This window comes from Streptomyces sp. NPDC096046 (genome assembly GCF_040303285.1).
Taxonomy (GTDB): Bacteria; Actinomycetota; Actinomycetes; order Streptomycetales; family Streptomycetaceae; genus Streptomyces.
In genome coordinates, this window is record NZ_JBEOSZ010000041.1 from 43,511 (window position 1) to 64,231 (window position 20,721).

20 protein-coding genes are annotated in these 20,721 nt (G+C 72.1%); 13 read left to right on the forward strand and 7 right to left on the reverse strand.

Going from position 1 to position 20,721, the window contains the following annotated elements:
* Positions 1–9: 9 nt before the first annotated feature.
* The 8 genes from tatC (at position 10) to ABTX62_RS28600 (ending at position 9,797) form a co-directional block, all read left to right on the forward strand.
* On the forward strand, positions 10–969 hold the full coding sequence (gene tatC, locus ABTX62_RS28565) for a twin-arginine translocase subunit TatC (RefSeq protein ID WP_352118877.1): 960 nt from the start codon (positions 10–12) through the stop codon (positions 967–969).
* Between the two features lie 31 nt (positions 970–1,000).
* The gene (locus ABTX62_RS28570) at positions 1,001–1,891 is read left to right on the forward strand and encodes a diacylglycerol kinase (protein ID WP_352118878.1); all 891 of its coding nucleotides are present in this window, start codon (positions 1,001–1,003) and stop codon (positions 1,889–1,891) included.
* A 40-nt stretch (positions 1,892–1,931) separates the two neighbouring features.
* Positions 1,932–4,781, forward strand: a complete 2,850-nt coding sequence (locus tag ABTX62_RS28575) for a DEAD/DEAH box helicase (RefSeq protein ID WP_283971755.1) — start codon at positions 1,932–1,934, stop codon at positions 4,779–4,781.
* 373 nt (positions 4,782–5,154) lie between these two features.
* Positions 5,155–6,795 (forward strand): sensor histidine kinase, encoded by a 1,641-nt coding sequence (locus ABTX62_RS28580; RefSeq protein WP_352118879.1) that lies wholly within the window; start codon positions 5,155–5,157, stop codon positions 6,793–6,795.
* Positions 6,792–7,199, forward strand: a complete 408-nt coding sequence (locus ABTX62_RS28585; protein WP_274815147.1) for a roadblock/LC7 domain-containing protein — start codon at positions 6,792–6,794, stop codon at positions 7,197–7,199. The genes ABTX62_RS28580 and ABTX62_RS28585 overlap by 4 nt, the downstream gene beginning before the upstream one ends.
* Positions 7,196–7,594: a DUF742 domain-containing protein gene (locus ABTX62_RS28590; protein ID WP_352118880.1), complete on the forward strand. Its 399-nt coding sequence runs from the start codon at positions 7,196–7,198 to the stop codon at positions 7,592–7,594. The genes ABTX62_RS28585 and ABTX62_RS28590 overlap by 4 nt, the downstream gene beginning before the upstream one ends.
* Entirely contained in the window at positions 7,575–8,195 is a 621-nt protein-coding gene (locus ABTX62_RS28595; protein ID WP_033311917.1) for a GTP-binding protein, read from the forward strand. The genes ABTX62_RS28590 and ABTX62_RS28595 overlap by 20 nt, the downstream gene beginning before the upstream one ends.
* 66 nt (positions 8,196–8,261) lie before the next feature.
* The gene (locus tag ABTX62_RS28600; RefSeq protein ID WP_352118881.1) at positions 8,262–9,797 is read left to right on the forward strand and encodes a cytochrome P450; all 1,536 of its coding nucleotides are present in this window, start codon (positions 8,262–8,264) and stop codon (positions 9,795–9,797) included.
* Positions 9,798–9,885: 88 nt separating this feature from the next.
* Here ABTX62_RS28600 and ABTX62_RS28605 read toward each other — a convergent pair whose 3' ends face one another.
* The gene (locus tag ABTX62_RS28605; protein WP_352118882.1) at positions 9,886–10,869 is read right to left on the reverse strand and encodes an RluA family pseudouridine synthase; all 984 of its coding nucleotides are present in this window, start codon (positions 10,867–10,869) and stop codon (positions 9,886–9,888) included.
* A 75-nt stretch (positions 10,870–10,944) separates the two neighbouring features.
* On the opposite strand from ABTX62_RS28605, the gene ABTX62_RS28610 reads away from it, so the two are divergent.
* On the forward strand, positions 10,945–11,526 hold the full coding sequence (locus ABTX62_RS28610; protein ID WP_352118883.1) for a GNAT family N-acetyltransferase: 582 nt from the start codon (positions 10,945–10,947) through the stop codon (positions 11,524–11,526).
* Between the two features lie 39 nt (positions 11,527–11,565).
* On the opposite strand, the gene ABTX62_RS28615 is transcribed toward ABTX62_RS28610, so the two are convergent.
* Both ABTX62_RS28615 and ABTX62_RS28620 read right to left on the reverse strand, forming a co-directional pair.
* Positions 11,566–12,411 carry a siderophore-interacting protein gene (locus ABTX62_RS28615; protein ID WP_352118884.1) on the reverse strand — a complete coding sequence of 282 codons (846 nt, stop codon included), beginning with the start codon at positions 12,409–12,411 and terminating at the stop codon, positions 11,566–11,568.
* Positions 12,412–12,488: 77 nt separating this feature from the next.
* The gene (locus tag ABTX62_RS28620) at positions 12,489–13,418 is read right to left on the reverse strand and encodes a 5'-3' exonuclease (RefSeq protein WP_352118896.1); all 930 of its coding nucleotides are present in this window, start codon (positions 13,416–13,418) and stop codon (positions 12,489–12,491) included.
* Between the two features lie 100 nt (positions 13,419–13,518).
* Here ABTX62_RS28620 and ABTX62_RS28625 point away from each other — a divergent pair, with 100 nt between their 5' ends.
* The 3 genes from ABTX62_RS28625 to ABTX62_RS28635 all read left to right on the forward strand — a co-directional run bounded on the left by ABTX62_RS28625 (position 13,519) and on the right by ABTX62_RS28635 (position 15,537).
* Entirely contained in the window at positions 13,519–13,746 is a 228-nt protein-coding gene (locus tag ABTX62_RS28625) for a hypothetical protein (RefSeq protein WP_502998026.1), read from the forward strand.
* A 508-nt stretch (positions 13,747–14,254) separates the two neighbouring features.
* A complete protein-coding gene (locus ABTX62_RS28630) occupies positions 14,255–14,818 on the forward strand; it encodes a helix-turn-helix domain-containing protein (protein ID WP_283971763.1) in 564 nt (187 codons plus the stop codon).
* Entirely contained in the window at positions 14,815–15,537 is a 723-nt protein-coding gene (locus ABTX62_RS28635) for a helical backbone metal receptor (protein WP_352118885.1), read from the forward strand. Before ABTX62_RS28630 ends, ABTX62_RS28635 begins: the two co-directional genes overlap by 4 nt.
* Here ABTX62_RS28635 and ABTX62_RS28640 read toward each other — a convergent pair.
* The gene (locus tag ABTX62_RS28640; protein WP_352118886.1) at positions 15,449–16,594 is read right to left on the reverse strand and encodes a TDT family transporter; all 1,146 of its coding nucleotides are present in this window, start codon (positions 16,592–16,594) and stop codon (positions 15,449–15,451) included. The two genes, ABTX62_RS28635 and ABTX62_RS28640, sit on opposite strands and share 89 nt — an antisense overlap.
* A gap of 69 nt (positions 16,595–16,663) precedes the next feature.
* Here ABTX62_RS28640 and ABTX62_RS28645 point away from each other — a divergent pair, with 69 nt between their 5' ends.
* On the forward strand, positions 16,664–17,593 hold the full coding sequence (locus ABTX62_RS28645; RefSeq protein ID WP_352118887.1) for a LysR family transcriptional regulator: 930 nt from the start codon (positions 16,664–16,666) through the stop codon (positions 17,591–17,593).
* 20 nt (positions 17,594–17,613) lie between these two features.
* Here ABTX62_RS28645 and ABTX62_RS28650 read toward each other — a convergent pair whose 3' ends face one another.
* The 3 genes from ABTX62_RS28650 to ABTX62_RS28660 form a co-directional block, all read right to left on the reverse strand.
* Positions 17,614–18,288 carry a gamma-glutamyl-gamma-aminobutyrate hydrolase family protein gene (locus ABTX62_RS28650; RefSeq protein ID WP_352118897.1) on the reverse strand — a complete coding sequence of 225 codons (675 nt, stop codon included), beginning with the start codon at positions 18,286–18,288 and terminating at the stop codon, positions 17,614–17,616.
* A gap of 37 nt (positions 18,289–18,325) precedes the next feature.
* Positions 18,326–19,771: an ethanolamine permease gene (eat, locus tag ABTX62_RS28655; protein ID WP_352118888.1), complete on the reverse strand. Its 1,446-nt coding sequence runs from the start codon at positions 19,769–19,771 to the stop codon at positions 18,326–18,328.
* Between the two features lie 153 nt (positions 19,772–19,924).
* Positions 19,925–20,665, reverse strand: a complete 741-nt coding sequence (locus ABTX62_RS28660; RefSeq protein ID WP_352118889.1) for a FadR/GntR family transcriptional regulator — start codon at positions 20,663–20,665, stop codon at positions 19,925–19,927.
* Positions 20,666–20,721: the final 56 nt, after the last annotated feature.

Below are 20,721 nucleotides of genomic sequence, written 5' to 3' on the forward strand. Positions count from 1 at the left end.
GAACGTGGGTTGCTGAAGTCTGCCCGCAAGCAGGAGAAGGATCCCGAGGGGCGGATGCCCCTCGCGGAGCACCTTCGCGAGCTCCGCACCCGGCTTGTGAAGAGCTTGCTGGCGATCGTTGTCATGACGGTCGTCGCCGCCTTCTTCTACAAGGACATCATCCAGTTCTTCACGGATCCCATCCTTGATGCGGTGGGATGCCAGCACAGCTTCGCCGAACTGGCGAAGGGCACTGAGGAGACGCAGTGCGCGCGGATCGTGCAAAACGGTCTGCTGAGCCCCTTCACCCTCGCTCTCACGGTCTCGTTGTCCTCCGGCGTGGCCCTCGCGGCTCCGGTGTGGCTGTACCAGTTGTGGGCCTTCGTGGCGCCAGGTCTGCACCGGCACGAAAAGAAGTACTCACTGGGCTTCGTGGCTGCGGGATTCCCGCTGTTCCTCACGGGGGCGTTCTTCGCCTACTGGTCGCTGCCGAAGATGGCGTCCGTAATGCTCGAGTTCGCGATCATCGGGAGCGACAACCAGCTTCCCCTCGATGACCTCCTGCAACTGGTCATGCGGATGATCATTGTCTTCGGGCTCTCCTTCGAGCTGCCGTTGCTGCTGGTCATGCTGAACTTCGGCGGTGTTCTCTCCGGCAAGAAGATGTCCGGCTGGTGGCGGGGCATGATCTTGGGCATCACGCTCTTCGCGGCGATCGCCACACCCAGCACCGACCCCATCTCCATGCTGGCGCTGGCGGGTCCCATCTGGATCCTGTACTTCGGTGCGACGGGGATCGCGCTGGCCAACGACAGGCGCCGCGCTCGCCGCGACGCGATGGGCCCGGATGACGACGAGGCCTCCGAGCTGGACCTCACCCCCGACGACATCGGCGAGATCGAGCCCGTGACCACCAGTCGGGCCGCCCTGCCCGAGCAGGCGGGCGCGGACCGCTCGGAGCGGGTCAACGGTTATGACGACGTGACCTGAAGATCGGCAGGCGGATCGTAGGGTCGGTCGCGTGACCGGCGAGATCACCCTCTTCGTCAACCCCACCGCGGGCCGCGGCCGGGGCGCCCGCGCGGCGCAGCCGGCCGCTTCCGCGTTGCGGGCGGCCGGCTTCTCGGTCCGCACGGTGCTCGGGGAGGACGCCGCGGACGCCCTCGCCCGCGCCCGTGCGGCCGTGGACGGCGGCACCGGCGCGCTGATCGCCGTCGGCGGCGACGGCATGGCGAGCCTCGCTCTGCGGGCCGTCGCCGGTACCCGCACCCCGCTCGGCCTGGTCGCGGTCGGCACCGGCAACGACTTCGCCCGTGCCCTCGGCCTGCCCGTGCGGGAGCCGGCCGCCGCGGGCCGCATGATCGCCGACGCCCTCAAGGGCGCCCGGATCCGCGACATCGACCTCGGGCGGGTCGGCGACCGCTGGTTCGGCACGGTCCTCGCCTCCGGCTTCGACTCCCGTGTCAACGACCGGGCCAACCGCATGCGATGGCCCGCCGGCCGCCTCACGTACGACCTGGCGATGATCTCCGAACTCGCCGCGCTCCGGCCCGTTCCCTACCGCATACGGCTCGACGACGGCGAGGTCCGCGAGGTCGAGGCGACCCTGGTGGCCGTCGGCAACGGCTCCTCCTACGGAGGCGGCATGCGGATCTGCCCGGACGCCGACCTGACCGACGGGCTGTTCGACGTCACCGTCGTCGCGGACTGCGGCCGCACGACGCTGCTGCGGGTGTTCCCGAGCGTCTACCGCGGGACGCACGTGGAGCATCCGAAGGTGACGGTGGTGCGGGCGGCCCGAGTGGAGATCGCCGCCGAGGGCATCACGGGCTACGCCGACGGGGAGCCGCTGGGGCCGCTGCCGCTGAGCGCGCGCTGCGTACGCGGGGGCGTGCGGGTCGTCGGCCCCTGAGCTGCGCTGATCCGAGGTTTCACGGGAGCGGATCCGGATAATGATCGTCCTGTTGTCAGTGCGGCCCGGTACGCTCGAAAGCACGATGACAGAGGACCTCTCACCGGCCGAGCGGTACGCGGCAGCCCGCAAGCGTGCTGTCGAGCAGGCCACCGCGCTCGCCACCTTCCGCGAGATGTACGACTTCGGCCTCGACCCCTTCCAGATCGAGGCCTGCCAGGCGCTCGAAGCGGGGAAGGGCGTGCTCGTCGCGGCGCCCACCGGCTCCGGCAAGACGATCGTCGGCGAGTTCGCCGTCCACCTCGCCCTCCAGCAGGGCAAGAAGTGCTTCTACACGACGCCCATCAAGGCGCTGTCGAACCAGAAGTACGCCGATCTGTGCCGCCGCTACGGCACGGACAAGGTGGGCCTGCTCACCGGCGACAACAGCGTCAACTCCGAGGCCCCCGTGGTCGTGATGACCACCGAGGTGCTGCGGAACATGCTGTACGCCGGTTCCCAGACCCTCCTGGGCCTCGGCTACGTGGTCATGGACGAGGTGCACTACCTCTCCGACCGGTTCCGGGGCGCCGTATGGGAAGAGGTGATCATCCACCTCCCCGAGTCGGTCACGCTGGTCTCGCTCTCGGCGACCGTGTCCAACGCCGAGGAGTTCGGCGACTGGCTCGACACGGTCCGCGGTGACACCGAGGTGATCGTCTCCGAGCACCGGCCCGTGCCGCTGTTCCAGCACGTGCTGGCCGGCCGGCGGATGTACGACCTGTTCGAGGAGGGCGAGGGCCACAAGAAGGCCGTCAACCCCGACCTCACGCGGATGGCGCGGATGGAGGCGAGCCGGCCGTCGTACCAGGACCGCCGGCGCGGCCGGTCCATGCGCGAGGCCGACCGCGAGCGCGATCGCCGGCAGCGCTCCCGCATCTGGACGCCGAGCCGCCCCGAGGTCATCGAGCGGCTCGACGCCGAAGGGCTGCTGCCCGCCATCACGTTCATCTTCAGCCGCGCCGCCTGCGAGGCCGCCGTCCAGCAGTGCCTGTACGCGGGACTCCGGCTCAACGACGAGGAGGCACGCGAACGGGTCCGCGCCCTGGTCGAGGAGCGCACGGCGTCCATCCCGACGGAGGACCTGCACGTCCTCGGCTACTACGAGTGGCTGGAGGGCCTGGAGCGCGGCATCGCCGCCCACCACGCGGGCATGCTGCCGACCTTCAAGGAGGTCGTCGAGGAGCTGTTCGTACGCGGCCTGGTCAAGGCCGTGTTCGCCACCGAGACCCTCGCCCTCGGCATCAACATGCCCGCCCGCTCGGTGGTGCTGGAGAAGCTCGTCAAGTGGAACGGCGAGCAGCACGCGGACATCACCCCGGGCGAGTTCACCCAGCTGACGGGCCGGGCCGGACGGCGCGGCATCGACGTCGAGGGCCACGCCGTGGTGCTGTGGCAGCGCGGCATGAGCCCCGAGCACCTCGCGGGTCTGGCCGGTACGCGCACGTATCCGCTGCGCTCCAGCTTCAAGCCGTCGTACAACATGGCGGTCAACCTGGTCGAGCAGTTCGGGCGGCACCGCTCGCGCGAGCTGCTGGAGACGTCGTTCGCGCAGTTCCAGGCGGACAAGTCGGTCGTCGGCATCTCCCGGCAGGTGCAGCGCAACGAGGAGGGTTTGGAGGGCTACAAGGCCTCCATGACGTGCCACCTCGGCGACTTCGAGGAGTACGCGCGGCTGCGCCGGGAGCTGAAGGACCGGGAGAACGAGATCGCCCGGCAGGGTGCGGCTGAGCGGCGCGCGGAGGCCGCGGTGGCGCTGGAGAGGCTGAAGCCCGGTGACGTCATCCACGTGCCCACCGGCAAGTACGCGGGCCTGGCGCTGGTGCTGGACCCGGGCCTGCCCGCGGGCCGTTCGAACGGCCACCGCGGCTTCGAGCACCACGACGGGCCGCGCCCGCTGGTGCTGACCGCGGAGCGGCAGGTGAAGCGGCTGGCGTCGATGGACTTCCCGGTGCCGGTGGAGCCGCTGGAGCGGATGCGCATTCCGAAGTCCTTCAACCCCCGCTCCCCGCAGTCCCGTCGGGATCTCGCGTCGGCGCTGCGCACCAAGGCCGGGCACATCCCGGCCGAGCGGCACCGCAAGCGGCGCTCCCAGGCGGCGGACGACCGCGAGATCGCCCGACTGCGCACCGCGCTGCGCGCGCATCCCTGCCACGGCTGCAACGACCGTGAGGACCACGCCCGTTGGGCCGAGCGGTACCACCGGCTGCTGCGCGACACCTCGCAACTGGAGCGGCGGATCGAGGGCCGTACGAACACCATCGCGCGCACCTTCGACCGCATCGTGGCGCTGCTCACCGAGCTGGACTACCTGCGCGGCGACGAGGTCACCGAGCACGGCAAGCGGCTCGCCCGGCTGTACGGCGAGCTGGACCTGCTCGCCAGCGAGTGTCTGCGCGCCGGTGTCTGGGAGGACCTCGGACCGGCCGAACTGGCGGGGTGTGTCTCGGCGCTGGTGTTCGAGGCGCGGGCCGCGGACGACGCCATGGCGCCGAAGGTGCCGTCCGGGAAGGCCAAGGCCGCGCTGGGTGAGATGGTGCGGATCTGGGGGCGGCTGGACGCGCTGGAGGAGGAGTTCCGGATCACCCAGACCGAAGGGGTCGGGCAGCGCGAGCCCGATCTGGGCTTTGCCTGGGCCGCGTACATGTGGGCTTCCGGGAAGGGCCTCGACGAGGTGCTGCGCGAGGCGGAGATGCCGGCGGGGGACTTCGTGCGGTGGTGCAAGCAGGTCATCGACGTGCTGGGGCAGATCGCCGCGGCTGCTCCGCAGGGGTCTTCCGTGGTGAAGAACGCCCGTAAGGCCGTTGACCTGTTGCTGCGGGGAGTGGTCGCCTACTCGTCGGTGGGGTGAGCGTTCGATGCGCGGGTGACCGTGGTGCGTGGTGGCTCGCGCGGTTTCCCGTGCTCCTGAAGGCAGCGTTGTACTGAAGCCCGTTCACCCGCAATGGTGACGGGCTTTCGTATACCCGTTCTCCATGACGGAACGTATTCGAACGATGTCGTAGCGTGTAAACGGCTGAGCGTACTATCCCTTCGCGTCCGGTTTCCGGCAGTTGCTGAATATGACACGGCGATGATCCGGTCGGACTAAGCTCGCCCGCAGCGCACCGGCTTGAGCGGAATTCGTGCGCTTGTTCCCCAATGCGCGGAAGATCCCGACAGCTTCATGACATACCCCCTGTAAGTCCCCCCGAACCTCAGTCGACTCCTGTCAGAAGGCCCACATGGTGAGTGTTCAATCCCCTCCCGGTCGCCGTGAACTCCCCTACGCGCGCGTGCTGTTGCTGCCCGCCATAGTCATGGCCGCGGCGACCGGAGCCGCCGTCGCCCTGGTGGCGGAGCCCGCCCGGGGCGCCGTCGGCTGGTGCGGCGGCATCGCCACCGCGCTGGTGCTCGCCACGGCGGCCGAGGCGGTGCGCCGCGGCCGTGCGCTGCGCAACCAGCGTGCGGAGCACGCCCGGCACGCCGCGCACCTGGAGCAGCGGATCGCCGCCCACGAGAACGAACTGGTCCACTTCTCGCGGGAACTCGTCCCCGCCGCGCTCAACCTGCTGCGCACCGGAGAATCCCCCAGGGAGGTGATTCGCAAGCTCGGTCTCGCCAACCCCGCGTTCCGCGACCTCCCCGCCCCGCAGGCCGAGACGCTGCTGACGGTGCTCAAGATCGTCGACCGCGAAGTGACCATGCGTGACGCCGCCGCGCGCTCCTTCGTCAGTGTCGCCCGCCGTGTCCAGGCGATCATCCACCAGCAGGCCGAGGAACTCCGGGAGATGGAGGAGGACCACGGCCGCAACCCGGAGGTCTTCGACGACCTGCTGCGCATCGACCACGGCAACGCCCTGATCGGCCGCCTGGCCGACTCCGTCTCCGTCCTCGGCGGTGGCCGCCCCGGACGGCAGTGGCCCGAGCCGGTGTCCCTGTACAGCACCCTGCGCGGCGCCATGTCCCGCATCCTGGAGTACCGGCGCATCCAGCTGTCCTCCATCGCCAAGGTCAGCGTCAAGGGCATCTACGTCGAGCCGGTCATCCACGCCGCCGCCGAACTCCTCGACAACGCCACGCGCTACTCGCCGCCCCAGACCAAGGTGCACGTCACCGCCACCGAGGTGCAGACCGGCGTCTGCATCGAGATCGAGGACGGCGGTGTCAACCTCAACGAGGAGGCCCGCGCCCGGATCGAGGGCATGCTGGAGGCCGCCAAGGCGGGCGTCGACCTCCAGGACATCGGCGAGCACCCGCGTCTGGGGCTGGCCGTCGTGGGCCGGCTCTGCACGGCGTACAACATGGAGGTCTCGCTGCGCGCCTCCGCGTACGGCGGCGTGCGGGCCATCCTCATCGTGCCGAGCGAGATGATCACCCACGAGCCCGGTGTCGGACTCGCCCACGGCATCGGCGCCACCGGCATCCCCATGACGGTCGGCATTCCCGAGGGCCCGAAGCGCGCGCCCAAGAGGCGCCGTCCCACCATGCCGAAGATCCCCGCCACGGTCTCCCTGGAGGACGACGACGTCCCGGAGGTCACCGAGTGGACCACGAACGGCCTGCCGCAGCGCCGCAGCAGGGTGAAGATGCCGCTCGCCGAGCGGCTCGCCCAGCAGGCCGCCAACGAGAAGGCCGACCGTGAGGCCGCCGAACGGGGCGAGTACAACCCCTGGGCGACCGCGGAGCCCGAGCCCCAGCCCCTGCGCGACATGAACGCCCCCGACGCCCCGGGCAAGGGCCTCGAGGCCTTCTGGGAGGGGCTCAAGCAGGGCATCGAGCCCGGCACGCACCCCACCGACTTCATTCGGAACCCGACCAAGTACCTGCATCTGCTCAACGACCCGGCCCCCATCGAGGCCGACGACGAGGGGGACCTCAAGTGATCCAGCAACGGGGCAATTTCGACTGGATGCTCAAGCAGCTCGCCGACGGCGTGCCCGGTATCGAGATGATCGTGGTGCTCTCGGCCGACGGCCTGCGCATCGCACGCCACGGCGGGGAGCCCGACGCGGCGGACCGGGTCGCCGCGGCCTGCGCCGGCCTGCAGTCCCTCGCGGGCAGCGTCTGCCAGGAACTCACCGTCGGCGACGGCGAGATGAAACTCGTCATGATCGAGATCGACCGCGGCTACTTCTACCTGATGAGCGCCGGAGCCAACGCCTTCCTCGCGGTCCTCTCCGACGTGCGGTGCGAACCCGGCCGGATGAGCGCGATGATGCGCGACCTGGTCGTCCGGATCGGCGGGCACCTCACCAGTCCGCCCCGGCGGAACGGGCAGATCGTATGACTCCTCCCCGACGCCAGAGGCGCGACCTCGCCGCGGAACCGCCCACACCCAAGGAGGGTGAGGACAAACCCGGCAACCCGGAGCGGATGTACGTGGTGGCCGGCCCGGACGGTGAACGCGCCGAGCTCGACCTGGTGACATTGATCGTGGCGCGTGCGACGGACCCGCCGCCCTCCGCCTCTCCCGAGCAGGCGGCGCTGCTCCGACTCTGCGCCGCCCCCCTGTCCGTGGCCGAGCTGTCGGCCTACCTCAACCTGCCGTTCAGCGCCATGGGTGTACTGCTCACCGAGCTGCTGACGGCGCAACTGGTGCAGGCGCGTGCCCCGATCGTCCGCAAGGCGCGCACCGACCGTTCCCTCCTCGAAGCGGTGATGAATGGACTTCAACGGCTCTGACACCATCCCGGGCCCCCGGACCGAGGACCAGCTGCCCCACACGGCACAGGCCGCGGCCAAGATCGTGATCGTGGGTGGCTTCGGCGTCGGCAAGACGACCATGGTCGGTTCCGTCAGTGAGATCACACCGCTGACGACCGAGGAGACCATGACGCAGGCCGGCATCGGTGTCGACGACAACTTCGGCTCCGCGTCCAAGACGGCCACCACCGTCGCCATGGACTTCGGCCGGATCAGCATCACCGACCAGCTCGTGCTGTACCTCTTCGGCACACCCGGCCAGCAGCGCTTCTGGTTCCTGTGGAACGGGCTGTTCGAGGGTGCGCTCGGTGCGGTGGTGCTGGTCGACACCCGGCGGCTGGAGGTCAGCTTCGACGTCATGGGACGCCTGGAGGAACGCGGCGTGCCGTTCGTGGTCGCCATCAACTCCTTCCCGGACGCCCCCCGTTATGACATCGAGGAGCTGCGCACGGCCCTCGACCTCACGCCGGACATCCCGATCATCGAGTGCGATGCGCGGCGGCGGGCCTCGAGCCGCGACGTCCTGATGACCCTCATGCGCTTCCTGCATTCGCTCGCCATGACGGGCTCGCTCACCTGACCGGTAGCACCCACCCCCACACCTCCCCCAGACACCTGGATTCACTTCAGTTTCGGAGCGATCACTGTGACGCCTGAATCCCACGCCCCGACCAGTACGGACGACCTCCGGCCCGGCCCGCCCCCCGGCTGCCCCGCGCACGGCCTCGGGCCCGGGGGACTGCACCGGCTGCACGAGGCGGAGGACCTGGGAGCGCTGTACGAGCAACTGCGGGACCAGCATGGTCCCGTGGCGCCCGTACTGCTCCACGACGACGTGCCGATGTGGATCGTCCTCGGCCACGCCGAGAACCTGCACATGGTGCGCTCGCCCTCGCAGTTCTGCCGGGACAGCCGTATCTGGACCCCGCTCAGGGAGGGCCTGGTCAAGCCCGACCACCCGCTGATGCCGCACATCGCCTGGCAGCCCATCGCCTCGCACGCCGAGGGCGACGAGCACAAGCGGCTGCGCGGCGCGGTCATGGGTGCCGTCTCCACCATCGACTTCCGCAGCCTGCGCCGCTACATCAACCGCAGCACGCAGGTGATCGTCAACCGGTTCTGCGAGGCGGGCGAGGCGGACCTCGTCCGCCAGTTCACCGAGCACCTGCCGATGGCGGTGATGTGCGAGATCCTCGGCATGCCCGACGAGTACAACGAGCGGCTCGTCGATTCCGCCCGTGACGCGCTCAAGGGCACCGAGACCGCGATCGCCAGCCACTCCTACGTCATGGACGCCCTCAGCCGGCTCACCGCGACCCGCCGCGCCCAGCCGGAGGAGGACCTCGCCAGCTATCTGATCACCCACCCGGCCCGGCTGAGCGACGACGAGGTCAGGGAGCACCTGCGCCTGGTGCTCTTCGCCGCCTACGAGGCCACCACCAACCTGCTGTCCAACGTGCTGCTCACGGTCCTGATCGACCCGCGCTTCCGGGCCCAGCTCAACGGTGGTCAGATGACGGTGCCGGAGGCGGTGGAGCAGTCCCTGTGGAACGAGCCGCCGTTCAGCACGGTCTTCGCCTACTTCGCCAAGCAGGAGACCGAGCTGGGCGGACAGCGCATCCGCCGGGGCGACGGGCTGCTCTTCGCGCCGCTTCCCGCCAACGTCGACCCCCGGGTGCGGCCGGACCTCAAGGCCAGCATGCAGGGCAACCGCTCGCATCTCGCCTTCGGCGGCGGCCCCCACGAGTGCCCCGGGCAGGACATCGGCCGCTCCATCGCCGACGTGGGCGTGGACGCGCTGCTGATGCGGCTGCCGGACGTCGAACTCGACTGCGACGAGGAGGAACTGCGCTGGACGGCGTCCATCGCCTCCCGGCACCTGGTGGAACTGCCGGTGCAGTTCTCGCCCAAGCCGCCGCAGGACGTGCAGGAGGTGCCGAACCACAAGCCGGTCGCCGCGCAGCGCTCGGACTGGCAGATCGGCACCGCGCAGCCGCAGGCCGCACCGGCCGGGGCGCAGCCTCAGCCGGCCGCCGCGCAGCCCCGGCCCCCGGTCGCCGGGCCGCAGCCCGTACCGGTGCAGCCCCAGCCGGTCCCGGTGCCGCCGCAGCCGGCCGTCGCGGAACCGTGCGGCCGCAAGGGGGTCTGGCAGCGCTTCCTGAGCTGGTGGCGCGGCTACTGACCGTCCGGCGGGCCGTCGTACGTCCCGGCGGCCCACCGGTCGTACGACGCCCAGGCCGCGAGCGCCCGGCCGCTGCGGAGTGGCGCGGCTACTGACCGTCCGGTGGGCCGTCGTACGTCCCGGCGGCCCACCGGTCGTACGACGCCCAGGCCGCGAGCGCCCGGCCGCTGCGGAACCGGTGCTCCACGCCCGTGACCGGGTCGGTGAACTCCAGGCTCCGCGCCAGCAGTTGGAGCGGTCGCCGGAAGTCACCGGCCGGCACGGGGGCGGTCACCTCGGGGTAGAGGGGGTCGCCGAGGATGGGCACCCCCAGGGCGCACATGTGGACGCGCAACTGATGGGTCTGCCCGGTGGCGGGCGTGAGCCGGTACCGGGCGAGTCCGCCCGGGCGGTCGCGGTGTTCGACCAGCTCGACGCGGCTCACGGCGTTGGGCTCGCCCGGCACCTCCCGGGCGGTGAGCGTCCCGCGCTCCTTCACGATCCGGCTGCGCACGGTCCGGGGCAGGGGGAGGCCGGGGTCGTACGGGGCGACGGCCTCGTACTCCTTGCGGATCCGGCGGTCCCGGAACAGCGTCTGGTAGGCGCCGCGCTCCTGGGGGCGCACGGTGAACAGCACGAGTCCCGCGGTGAGCCGGTCCAGGCGGTGCGCGGCGGTGAGCGCGGGGAGGTCCAGCTCGCGGCGGAGCCGGGCCAGCGCGGTCTCGGCGACATGGCCGCCGCGCGGGGTGGTGGCGAGGAAGTGCGGCTTGTCGGCGACGACGATGTGCTCGTCCCGGTGCACGACCTCCAGCGGGAAGGGCACCGGCACCTCGTCGGGCAGGTCCCGGTGGAACCACAAGAACATCCCGGGCGCGTAGGGCGCGTCCGCCGCGACGGGTCGTCCGTCCGCCCCGACGATCCGGCCCGCGTCGAACATGCCGTCGACGACCCCGGCGCCCGCCCCGGAGAGCCGCTCCACCAGGTGCTCGCGCACCGTGCTCCACGGCCCCGCGACGGGCAGCCGCACCCGCACCGGGTCCACGCCGTGGCGCTGCGGCAGGGGAGAGGGCGGGGTGAGGGTCTTGCGTCTCATCGCGGCCCAGCGTACGAGGCCGGAGCGCGGGAAAAAGCACTGGGAGCGGCGGTGGGTTCTTGTCAGGATGCGGGCATGCCGTTCCTCATCGGCCCGGTGCTGACCGCCGGGACACTCGCGGGCCGCCCGCAACCCACCCTTCGCGCCGACGGCGGACTCGTCCTGAGGCCCTGGCGGGCCGGAGACGCGCCCGATGTGTACGAGGTCTTCCAGGATCCGGTGATGCACCAGTGGCACGCCCGTGCCGCGGACTCCGTGGCGGAGGTCGCCGGCTGGATCCGCGCCTGGCACCAGGCGTGGGAGGGGGAGCGAGAGGCGCACTGGGCCGTGGCCGGCGCGGACTCCGGCGCGCTGCTGGGCCGGGTGGCGCTGCGCGAGCTGCGGCTCGACGACGGGACGGCGGAAGTGGCCTACTGGACCGCTCCGGCGGCCCGGGGCCGGGGCGTGGCGGTCCGCGCCACGGTCGCGCTCACCCACTGGGCCTTCGACGAGGCCGGCTTCCATCGGCTGGAACTCCTGCACGCCGTGCGCAACGAGGCATCGTGCCGTGTCGCGACCAGGACCGGCTTCGCCCTGGAGGGCACCAAGCGCAGTGCGGTCCTGCAGCCGGACGGGTGGCACGACCTGCATCTGCATGCGCGGGTACGCGGGGACTGAGCCGGGCCCGCACCCCGCACCGCCCGTGTGTGACCGCCCTCAGGCCGCGGGCACGCTGCTCTCCTGCTCCGCCTCGATCCGGGCGTTCCACTCGCGCTTGGAGGCCTGCCAGCCGTCCTCGTTGTGGCCGTGGCGCCAGTAGCCGGAGATCGAGAGGTCCTCGCGCGCGACATGGCGCTCCACGCGGAGCAGATGGCGCAGCTGCTTGACGAAGTGCGCCTCGCCATGGACGAAGGCGTGCACCCGGCCCTCGGGGAACGTCAGACCCCGCACGGCCTCCACCAGTGCCTCGCCGCGCGGGCGGGCGCCGCGGTGCAGCCAGACGACGTCCACGTCCGAGTCGATCTTCTGTTCCTCCTCGGGGCCGGAGACCTCCACGAAGGCGAAGGCCCTGGCCCCGCGCGGCAGCGCCTCCAGGGCGCAGGCGATCGCGGGCAGCGCGCTCTCGTCCCCCACGAGCAGATGCCAGTCGGCGTCCGGGTCGGGCGCGTACGCTCCGCCGGGTCCCATGAACCGCACCGTCTCACCCGGCCGGACGCGCAGCGCCCACGGTCCCGCCAGGCCCTCGTCACCGTGGATGACGAAGTCCAGGGTCAGTTCGCGGTGCTCGGCGTCCCACTGGCGGACCGTGTACGTCCGGGTGACCGGCCATTGTTCGCGCGGCAGCTCGTCCCGGACGCGCTGCAGGTCGAAGGGTTCCGGGTAGGTCACGCCCACGGGCGGGAACAGCAGCTTCACATAATGGTCGGTGCACGTGTCCGCCGAGAAGTCGGCGAGGCCCTCGCCACCGAGCACCACACGCTGCATGTGCGGGGTCAGCCGCTCGGTGCGGACGACCTGCGCGGAGTGGATCCGGCGCGGCTGGCGTCCCGGTCGCTCTGCCATGAGGACCTCCCTGTCCCGGTAGTTAGGCTAACCTAAGTTAGCACCTCGCCCCCACTTCACACCTCTTGTGGCGAAGGTCACCGCGCGAGCGTCGTCAACAGGCGCTCCAGGGACCCGCCCAGTCCCCATCGGGCGGCCAGCGCCTCCAGCGCCTCCGGGTCGCGCGGAGCCCGCGGCAGCGCCGTGGAGACGTCCGGCAGGGGCACGTCGTCGGCGACCCGGACCACCTTCGGAGCGACCGCGAGATACGGACGCGCCTCGTCCAGCCGCCTGCGCTGGGTCGGAGTCAGCTTCGACCGCCGGTCCTCCACCGCCGCCAGGATCCCGGCCAGGTCCCCGAACTCCGCCAGCAGCTTGGCGGCCGTCTTCTCACCGATGCCCGGCACGCCCGGCAGGCCGTCGCTGGGGTCGCCGCGCAGCAGGGCCAGATCCGCGTACCCGCTGCCGCCGACCCCATACTTCTCACGCAGCACCGCCTCATCGGTGTGCTGCAGAGTGCCCACGCCCTTCAGCGGGTAGAGCACGCGCACCCCGCGCCCGTCGTCCACCAGCTGGTACAGGTCGCGGTCGCCCGTGACGATGTCGACCGGGCCCTTCGCCCGTGCGGTGAACGTGCCGATCACGTCGTCCGCCTCATAGCCGGCGACCCCCACGCGCGCGATGCCGACCGCGTCCAGCACCTCCTCGATGACCGGCACCTGCGGTGACAGCGTGTCGGGCACCTCCTCCTCGTCCGGCCCCGTGGCGTGCTCCTCGGCGACGCGGTGGGCCTTGTACGAGGGGATCAGCTCCACCCGCCACTGCGGCCGCCAGTCGGCGTCCATGCAGGCGACCAGCAGGTCCGGCCGGTGGTCCTTGACCAGGCGGTCGATGAAGTCGAGCAGTCCGCGCACCGCGTTCACCGGCGTGCCGTCCGGGGCCCGGACCGAGTCCGGGACGCCGAAGTAGGCGCGGAAGTACAGGGAGGCGGTGTCGAGAAGCATCAGTCGTCCGGTCACGCCACGCATCATGCCGTACCGCACCGACAGCCTTCCCCGCGGCGCAACGGGTTGCGTGGTGCGCGGGGGAGGCGCTCCCCCGGAGCGAGGCTGTTGCGCATTCCAGCCCTTGACTGAAGGACTCGAGCCCAGCGAGAAGCAGCTCGCTTCGCCAACCCTGTTCGGCGTCCTCGCCGCCGTCGGCTGCGCGGCCTGCCGGGGCCGGCCGACGGCGATCCCCCTGCTCTCGGTCACGGGCGGCTGCCTCGGCGCCGTGCTGATCGGCATGGCGGTCGGCGTCTGTCCCTCGGTTCGCGCGGCACGCCTTCCCCCCACGGAGGCACTGGCGTCGACGTGAGCGGTCGGCCGGGGGCGCGATGTTCAGGCGATGTCCTATCGGATGAGGCGGATCAGTCGCCTGTGGCGGCACGGGGCTGTGGTGAGGCCGAGTCCGGGAAGTGCGGGGAGATTCACATGGACCCGTTGGCCCCGGGGTGGGCCCCGCCACGCGTCCCGGCAGTGTGGCGGGCCACCTCTCGGGTCGTGTGCGAGGGCAACGGTAAGGATTCGGCCAACCACGGAGCGCTATGCCACCGCCCGGGCTTCGCCGTGTCCCGGGGCTGCCTGGGGGCGTCCGTCCGCGTTCCCCCGTCGGGGGGTGATCAGGGCCTCGACTCGGCCGGTCCGGCGCTCGGTAGGCTGGCGTGAACTGTGGGGTCCGACCGCACACCGTGTGACACCGATGTGACGGGCGCATGCAACGGTTTGCCGAACATGCGTAGGGTGCAGACAACTCAACGGAAGCAGTGCGCCGGGACACCGCCGCACGGGGAGCGGATCGACGGGCGAAGAAGGGAGCCGGAGCGATGGGCGACCACAAGGAGCAGCCTCTTCGGGTGGGTGCGGCCGTGCGCCGGCGGCGCCGCGCGCTGGAGCTCACCCTCGCCGTCGTCGCCGCGCGCAGCGGCCTGTCGGTCCCGTTCCTGAGCCAGATCGAGAACGACCGGGCACGCCCCAGCACCAGCTCCCTGGAGAAGGTCGCGGACGCCCTGCGCACCACGGCGGTGGAACTGCTCGCCGCGGCCGACCCGGCGTGCAGCGTGGACGTGGTCCGCGCCGACGGCACCGAGCCGCTGCCCAGGACCCGTTCCCTCGTGCGCGGACATCACCAGATGCACGCCTCCGAGTTCACCGGTGACCATGACGCCGCCCGTGAACTCCAGTGCCGCAACGACCAGTTGATGTACGTGGCCGACGGCGCCGTGGAGATCGAGGCGGAGGGCCGCGCCTACCGCCTGGGCCGCGGTGACACCCTGTACCTGACCGGTGGCGTGCGGCATCGCTGGCGGGCGACCGAGTCGGACACCCGGGTGGTCGTCGTCGCCGTGGCGGAGCACATCGAGGCGGTCCGGGACCGGCCGCGCCGGTGAGGGTCGTCTCGCTCGTCCCCTCGCTGACCGAGGCCGTGGCCCGGTCCGTGCGGCCGGGAACCCTGGCCGGCGCCACCGACTGGTGCACGCACCCCCCGGGCCTGGACGTCGTACGCGTCGGCGGCACCAAGAACCCGAAGACCGATCGGGTCCTCTCCCTCGCGCCCGACCTGGTGATCGCCAACGAGGAGGAGAACCGCGCACCCGACCTCGAGGCCCTGCGCGCGGCGGGCGCCGAGGTCCTGGTGACGGAGATCCGTGACGTGCCGCAGGCCTTCCGGGAGCTGGCCCGGGTGCTGGACGCCTGCGGGGTGACGGCCCGCCCGCGCTGGCTGGACGAGGCGGAGGCCGTCTGGTCGTCCCTGCCGGAGCCCGGGACGCGGCGCAGGGCGGTCGTGCCGATCTGGCGCCGCCCGTGGATGGTCCTGGGCCGCGACACCTTCGCGGGGGACGTCCTCGCCCGCCTCGGCTTCGACCTCGTGCACGCCACCCACCCCGACCGCTACCCCCGCGTCCCGCTGCCGGAACTCCGCGCCGCGGCACCGGACCTGGTGGTCCTCCCCGACGAGCCGTACCGCTTCACCGCGGACGACGGCCCCGAGGCCTTCCCCGGCCTGCCCTGCGCGCTCGTCAGCGGACGGCACCTGACGTGGTACGGACCGTCACTGGCCGAGGCGCCGCGGGTCCTGGGCCGGGCGCTGCGAGCAGCTCACCCCTGAGCAGCCCGCGCACGGTGCCCGCGACGGCGGTGCCCCACGCCGCGACCAGCACCGCGTACAGCACGAGCGCCGGACCCGCGTAGGCGAGGAGCCCGGTGTGGCGGCCCAAGGCCTCGGCGCCGGTGACACAGGTGCCGACCGGGAAGGTGAACGACCACCAGGTCATCGAGAACCGCATCCCGTGCCGCCGGGCACGCAGCACGAGGGCGGCGGCCAGGAGGAACCACAGCAACGCGAACCCCATCACGGGCACGCCGTAGAGCACGGCCAGAATGCCGAAGCCCTCGCTGTACGGCTCCGGCACGACGCCCGGCGCGACGTCCGCGAAGGCCCCGACGGCCGTGGCGGACTGCCCGAGCGGGCCCAGCACCAGGAACAGAGTCGGGGTGAGGGCGAGGGGCAGCGGCCCGCCGGTCACCAGGCGCGCGAAGACCAGCGGCAGCATGACCAGGGTCGCGAGCAGGCTGAGCCCGAACAGCGCGAAGCAGAACACAAGCAGCGTCTCCCGGGCCTGACCGGGCGGCAGATGCGGCACCAGGAGCGGCCCGACGGCGGCCGACACCATGGGTGCGACGAGCGGCAGCAGCCAGACCGGCGTGACCTGCCCGGGCTCCACCCGGTGCCGTACGGCCATGAGATACGGCACCGCGACGGCCGCGGCGAGCCCGAGGACCGTACCGGCGGTGAACAGCACCGCGTCGAGCGCGACGGCCGCCCGCAGGCCGACCCAGTCCCGGCCGACGGTGAGGCCACCACCGCCCACGGCCAGCAGGGCCATGGCGAGGCAGCCGTAGAAGGGTGCCGTCGCCGGGTCGAGGAGGTGGGCGCGGGCCTGGTCCCGGTGCCGGGTCCAGTGCGCGGCCCGCCCGAGGGCCAGGAGCAGGAGGAGCGACAGGGCCCACACGCCCGTGAGTGCGCCCCGCAGCCCTGGGACGTTTGATGGCAGGGCCGCGCCGGCGGTGGCGACGACGGCGGTGCCCATCACGGTGGCGTACCAGTTGGGTCCGAGGGGGCGGACGGAGAGCGGGTACGTGAGGGGCCGGGCTGCGGTGACCATGCCCCCACGGTGGGGCCCGGGGGAGGCGCACCACCAGGGAGTCCCCCTATGGCGACATAAGCTGGGTTTATGAGCAACGCGGATGAACAGCCCGGGCCCTCGGCCGCCGGTGCCCTGGCGCACCGGGTGCCCGATCTGGGCGCCCTGGAGCTGCTGCTCGCGGTGGCGCGGCTCGGCAGCCTCGGTGGGGCGGCGCGGGAACTGGGCATCACCCAGCCCGCGGCCAGCAGCCGGATCCGGTCCATGGAACGGCAGCTCGGCGTGGCGCTGGTGGACCGGTCACCCCGCGGGTCCCGGCTCACCGACGCCGGGGCCCTGGTGACGGACTGGGCGCGGCGGATCGTGGAGGCGGCCGAGGCGTTCGACGTGGGGGCGCAGGCGCTGCGCGTGCGCCGCGACTCCCGGCTGCGGGTGGCCGCGAGCATGACCATCGCCGAGTACCTGCTGCCCGGCTGGCTGCTCGCGCTGCGCGCACAGCGGCCCGACACGGCGGTGTCGCTGCACGCGGGGAACTCGACCGTGGTCGCGGAGCGGCTGCTGTCCGACGAGGCGGACCTGGGTTTCGTGGAGGGGCTGTCGGTGCCGTCCGGTCTCGACTCGGCGGTCATCGCGCACGACCGGCTGATAGTCGTGGCCTCGCCCACCCATGCGTGGGCCCGGCGGCGGCGTCCGCTGGCCGCGGGCGAACTGGCGACGACCCCGTTGATCCTGCGCGAGAAGGGCTCGGGCACGCGACAGGTGCTGGACGCGGCGCTCGGTGGGCTGGCCCGGCCGCTGATCGAGCTCTCCTCCACGACGGCGGTGAAGGCGGCGGCGGTGAGCGGGGCGGGGCCGGCGGTGCTGAGCGAACTCGCGGTAGGGGAGGAGCTGGCGATGCGGCGGCTGGTGCGGGTGCCGGTGGACGGGGTGGCCCTGGCGCGGGACCTGAGAGCGGTCTGGCCCACCGGGCATCGCCCCACGGGCCCGGCGCGGGACCTGCTGTCGCTGACGCGGGGATGACCCCTCGCCCGTCCTTCGCGTCAGGCGCCCGAAGCCGCTTCCACGAGCGCCCGCATCACCCGCAGGTCCTCGCCCATCTCCGGATGCCACTGCACGCCCAGGACCCATTCGGCGGAGGGTAGTTCCACCGCCTCCACCGTCCCGTCCGCCGCGTACGCCGACGGGACGAGGCCCGCGCCCAGACGATCCACCGCCTGATGGTGGTACGTCGGCACGAACGTCTCCTCCGGCACGACACCGGCGTACAGGCTCCCCGGCACCGGCTTCACGGCATGCCCCCCGAAGACGCCCACGACCTCGGCGTGACCGTCGATGTGCTGCACGAGCGTCCCCCCGAGAGCGACGTTCAGCAACTGCATCCCCCGGCAGATGCCCAGCAACGGCACCCCGGCCCGCAGCGCCGCCTCGATCAGCGCCAGCTCCCACGCGTCCCGCTCCGGCGCGGGCGGTCCCGTCCGCGGTTCGCGCTGCGCCCCGTAGCGCACCGGCTCCACATCCGGCCCGCCCGCGATGACGAGGCCGTCCAGGCGGGCGACGGCAGCCGCCGCGTGACCCGGGTCGTCCGGCGGCAGCATCGCGGCCAGGCCGCCCGCCCGCTGCACCAGCCGGGGGTAGCCGACCGGGAGCAGGGCGGCCTCCAGCTCCCACACGCCCCAGCGCGCACCCGATTCCAGATAGGTGCTGACCCCGATCAACGGCCTGCCCACGACGACTCCCTCACCGCTCGACGCCTCAGTCCCGTGCCAACTCTGCCTCGGCCGCCGCCAGCGCCGCGAACTCCTCCTCCGGCGCGCTCGCCACCAGCCGCTTGCGGCTGTACAGGCCGAAGTACCCGACGGCCACGGCGTACACCGCCAGCGCGATCAGTGCCGCCGTCACGTCCACCAGGAACGTCGCGATCAGCGCCGCGCACGCCAGCACCAGGGCGACCGAGGACGTCAGCACCCCGCCCGGCGTGCGGTACGGCCGTTCCAGCCCCGGTTCCCTGCGGCGCAGCACGATGTGCGACAGGGACATCAGCGCGTAGGAGATGGTCGCGCCGAAGACGGCGATGTTCAGCATCCGCGCGCCGTTGCCCGACACCGCCGCCAGCAGGAAGCCGATCGTGCCGGGTACCAGCAGGCCCAGATACGGGGCCTTGCGGCGGCTGGTCAGCGACAGGAAGCGGGGCAGGTAGCCCGCGCGGGACAGGGCGAACAGCTGGCGTGAGCCCGCGTAGATCAGGGAGAAGAACGACGCCACCAGACCGGCCAGGCCCGCGTAGTTCACGATCCGGCTGAGGGTCGTCGCCTCGCCGTTCGGCTGGAGCGCCTCGACCAGCGGGTTGCCGGCCTCCTGAACGGCCGCGGAGCCGCGCGCGCCGGCCGCCGCGAAGAACGTGACCACCGCGAGCACCACCAGGATCCCCATCGACCAGCGGATCGCCTTCGGCAGCGTACGGGCCGGCTCCTTCGTCTCCTCGGCGGCCAGCGGCACGCCCTCCACGCCGAGGAAGAACCACATGCCGAAGGGGAACGCCGCCCAGATCCCGAGCAGGCCGAACGGCAGCCAGGAGTTCGACCCCGCGGCGGAGGAGTCGACCGGGATGTCGTCCAGCGACGCGAAGGAGAAGTCGGGCAGCGCCGCCAGCGCGAACACGATCAGCGCCACCACGGCGATGCCGGTGACGACGAAGCTGAAGCGCAGCGCCTCGCCGACGCCCCACAGGTGGATGCCGAGGAAGATCCCGAAACAGACCAGGTACAGCGGCCAGCCGGACTCCAGGCCGAACAGGCCGAGCGACTCGACGTAGTCGCCGATGAAGATGACGATGGCGGCGGGCGCGAGGACGTACTCGATCAGGATGGCCGTGCCGGTCAGGAAGCCGCCCCACGGGCCGAGCGCCCGCCGGGCGAAGCCGTAGCCGCCGCCCGCCGTGGGCAGGATCGAGGACAGCTCGGCGAGCGCGAAGACCATGCACGTGTACATCGCGCCCATGAGCACCATGGCGATCGCCAGGCCCCCGAAGCCGCCTTCGGCGAGGCCGAAGTTCCAGCCCGAGTAGTCGCCGGAGACGACGTAGGCGACGCCGAGGCCGGTCAGCAGCACCCAGCCGGCGCTGCCGCGGCGCAGTGCTCTGCGTTCCAGATAGTCGTCGCCCTCCGGGGCGGCGGGTGTGACGGTGGGTTCCTGGGGCATGGGCAGACTCCCGACGGGGCGGCGGCGGTCACGGGGGCGAGCGTGCTACTGCTCAATGGAATGGAGCCATACCTTTGCGGTGCCGACCGAGGGAAGGCAAGACCCGTGCGTTAATCGCCCGTAAATCCTCACCGCGCCGCGACACCGCCCGGCTCAGCCGAGGAAGCCCCGCAGCAGCGCCGCCGTACCCCCGCAGTGCTCGCGCGCGATCTCCCGCGCCTGATCGGCTTCGCCTTCGATCACGGCCTCCACCAGGGCGGTGTGCTGGCGCTGGGAGTGCTCCAGGTTGCGCACCAGCAGCGGGATGCAGTCGAGCAGGTCGTTGACCGTCGCGCGGACCGCCGCGTACTGGGCGGTGAGGGTGGGGGAGCCGGACAGCCCGGCGATCGTGAGGTGCAGCAGCGTGTCCAGGCGGCGGTACTCGGCGAGCGGCGCGTCGCGCGTGCGCGCCAGGGCCTCGCGCAGCCGGTCCACCTGCTTCCGCCCCAGCCCGTGCGCCGCGCACAGCCCGGCCGCGCCCACCTCCAGCACCTCCCGGAACCGCAGCACGTCCTCTATGTCGACCTCGGCGACCCGGCGCCGCAGCTCGTCCTCGCCGACGGCGTCCGCGCGCGGCAGCACGAACGTGCCGCCGTACCGGCCGCGCCGCGACTCCACGAGCCCCTGGTCCTGGAGCACCTTCAGCACCTCGCGCAGCGTCACCCGGCTGATCCCCAGCCGCTCCGCCAGCTCCCGCTCGGCCGGCAACCGCTCGCCCCCCGGCACCAGACCCAGCCGCACGACCTGCAGGATCTGCTCCAGTGCCTCCTCGAAGCCGTTGCCCGCGCGCACCGGCCGCAGCACCGGCGTCAGCCCGTCGCGCTCCGCCCCGCCGCCGTCCACTTCCTCCTGCATGTGGCCGTACCCCCTTCCCAAGCAATGGTTCTCCGCAATACCTTATGGCTCCCGGC

Excerpts from the sequence above, each read along its gene's own strand:
- ABTX62_RS28620 (WP_352118896.1), bottom strand. The coding sequence starts at position 13,418 with ATGCGTGGCGTGACCGGACGACTGATGCTTCTCGACACCGCCTCCCTG.
- ABTX62_RS28595 (WP_033311917.1), top strand. The coding sequence starts at position 7,575 with ATGGACTTCAACGGCTCTGACACCATCCCGGGCCCCCGGACCGAGGAC.
- ABTX62_RS28580 (WP_352118879.1), top strand. The coding sequence starts at position 5,155 with ATGGTGAGTGTTCAATCCCCTCCCGGTCGCCGTGAACTCCCCTACGCG.
- ABTX62_RS28575 (WP_283971755.1), top strand. The coding sequence starts at position 1,932 with ATGATCGTCCTGTTGTCAGTGCGGCCCGGTACGCTCGAAAGCACGATG.
- ABTX62_RS28615 (WP_352118884.1), bottom strand. The coding sequence starts at position 12,411 with ATGGCAGAGCGACCGGGACGCCAGCCGCGCCGGATCCACTCCGCGCAG.
- ABTX62_RS28630 (WP_283971763.1), top strand. The coding sequence starts at position 14,255 with ATGGGCGACCACAAGGAGCAGCCTCTTCGGGTGGGTGCGGCCGTGCGC.
- ABTX62_RS28640 (WP_352118886.1), bottom strand. The coding sequence starts at position 16,594 with ATGGTCACCGCAGCCCGGCCCCTCACGTACCCGCTCTCCGTCCGCCCC.
- ABTX62_RS28605 (WP_352118882.1), bottom strand. The coding sequence starts at position 10,869 with ATGAGACGCAAGACCCTCACCCCGCCCTCTCCCCTGCCGCAGCGCCAC.
- ABTX62_RS28660 (WP_352118889.1), bottom strand. The coding sequence starts at position 20,665 with ATGCAGGAGGAAGTGGACGGCGGCGGGGCGGAGCGCGACGGGCTGACG.
- ABTX62_RS28590 (WP_352118880.1), top strand. The coding sequence starts at position 7,196 with ATGACTCCTCCCCGACGCCAGAGGCGCGACCTCGCCGCGGAACCGCCC.
- eat (WP_352118888.1), bottom strand. The coding sequence starts at position 19,771 with ATGCCCCAGGAACCCACCGTCACACCCGCCGCCCCGGAGGGCGACGAC.
- ABTX62_RS28645 (WP_352118887.1), top strand. The coding sequence starts at position 16,664 with ATGAGCAACGCGGATGAACAGCCCGGGCCCTCGGCCGCCGGTGCCCTG.
- ABTX62_RS28610 (WP_352118883.1), top strand. The coding sequence starts at position 10,945 with ATGCCGTTCCTCATCGGCCCGGTGCTGACCGCCGGGACACTCGCGGGC.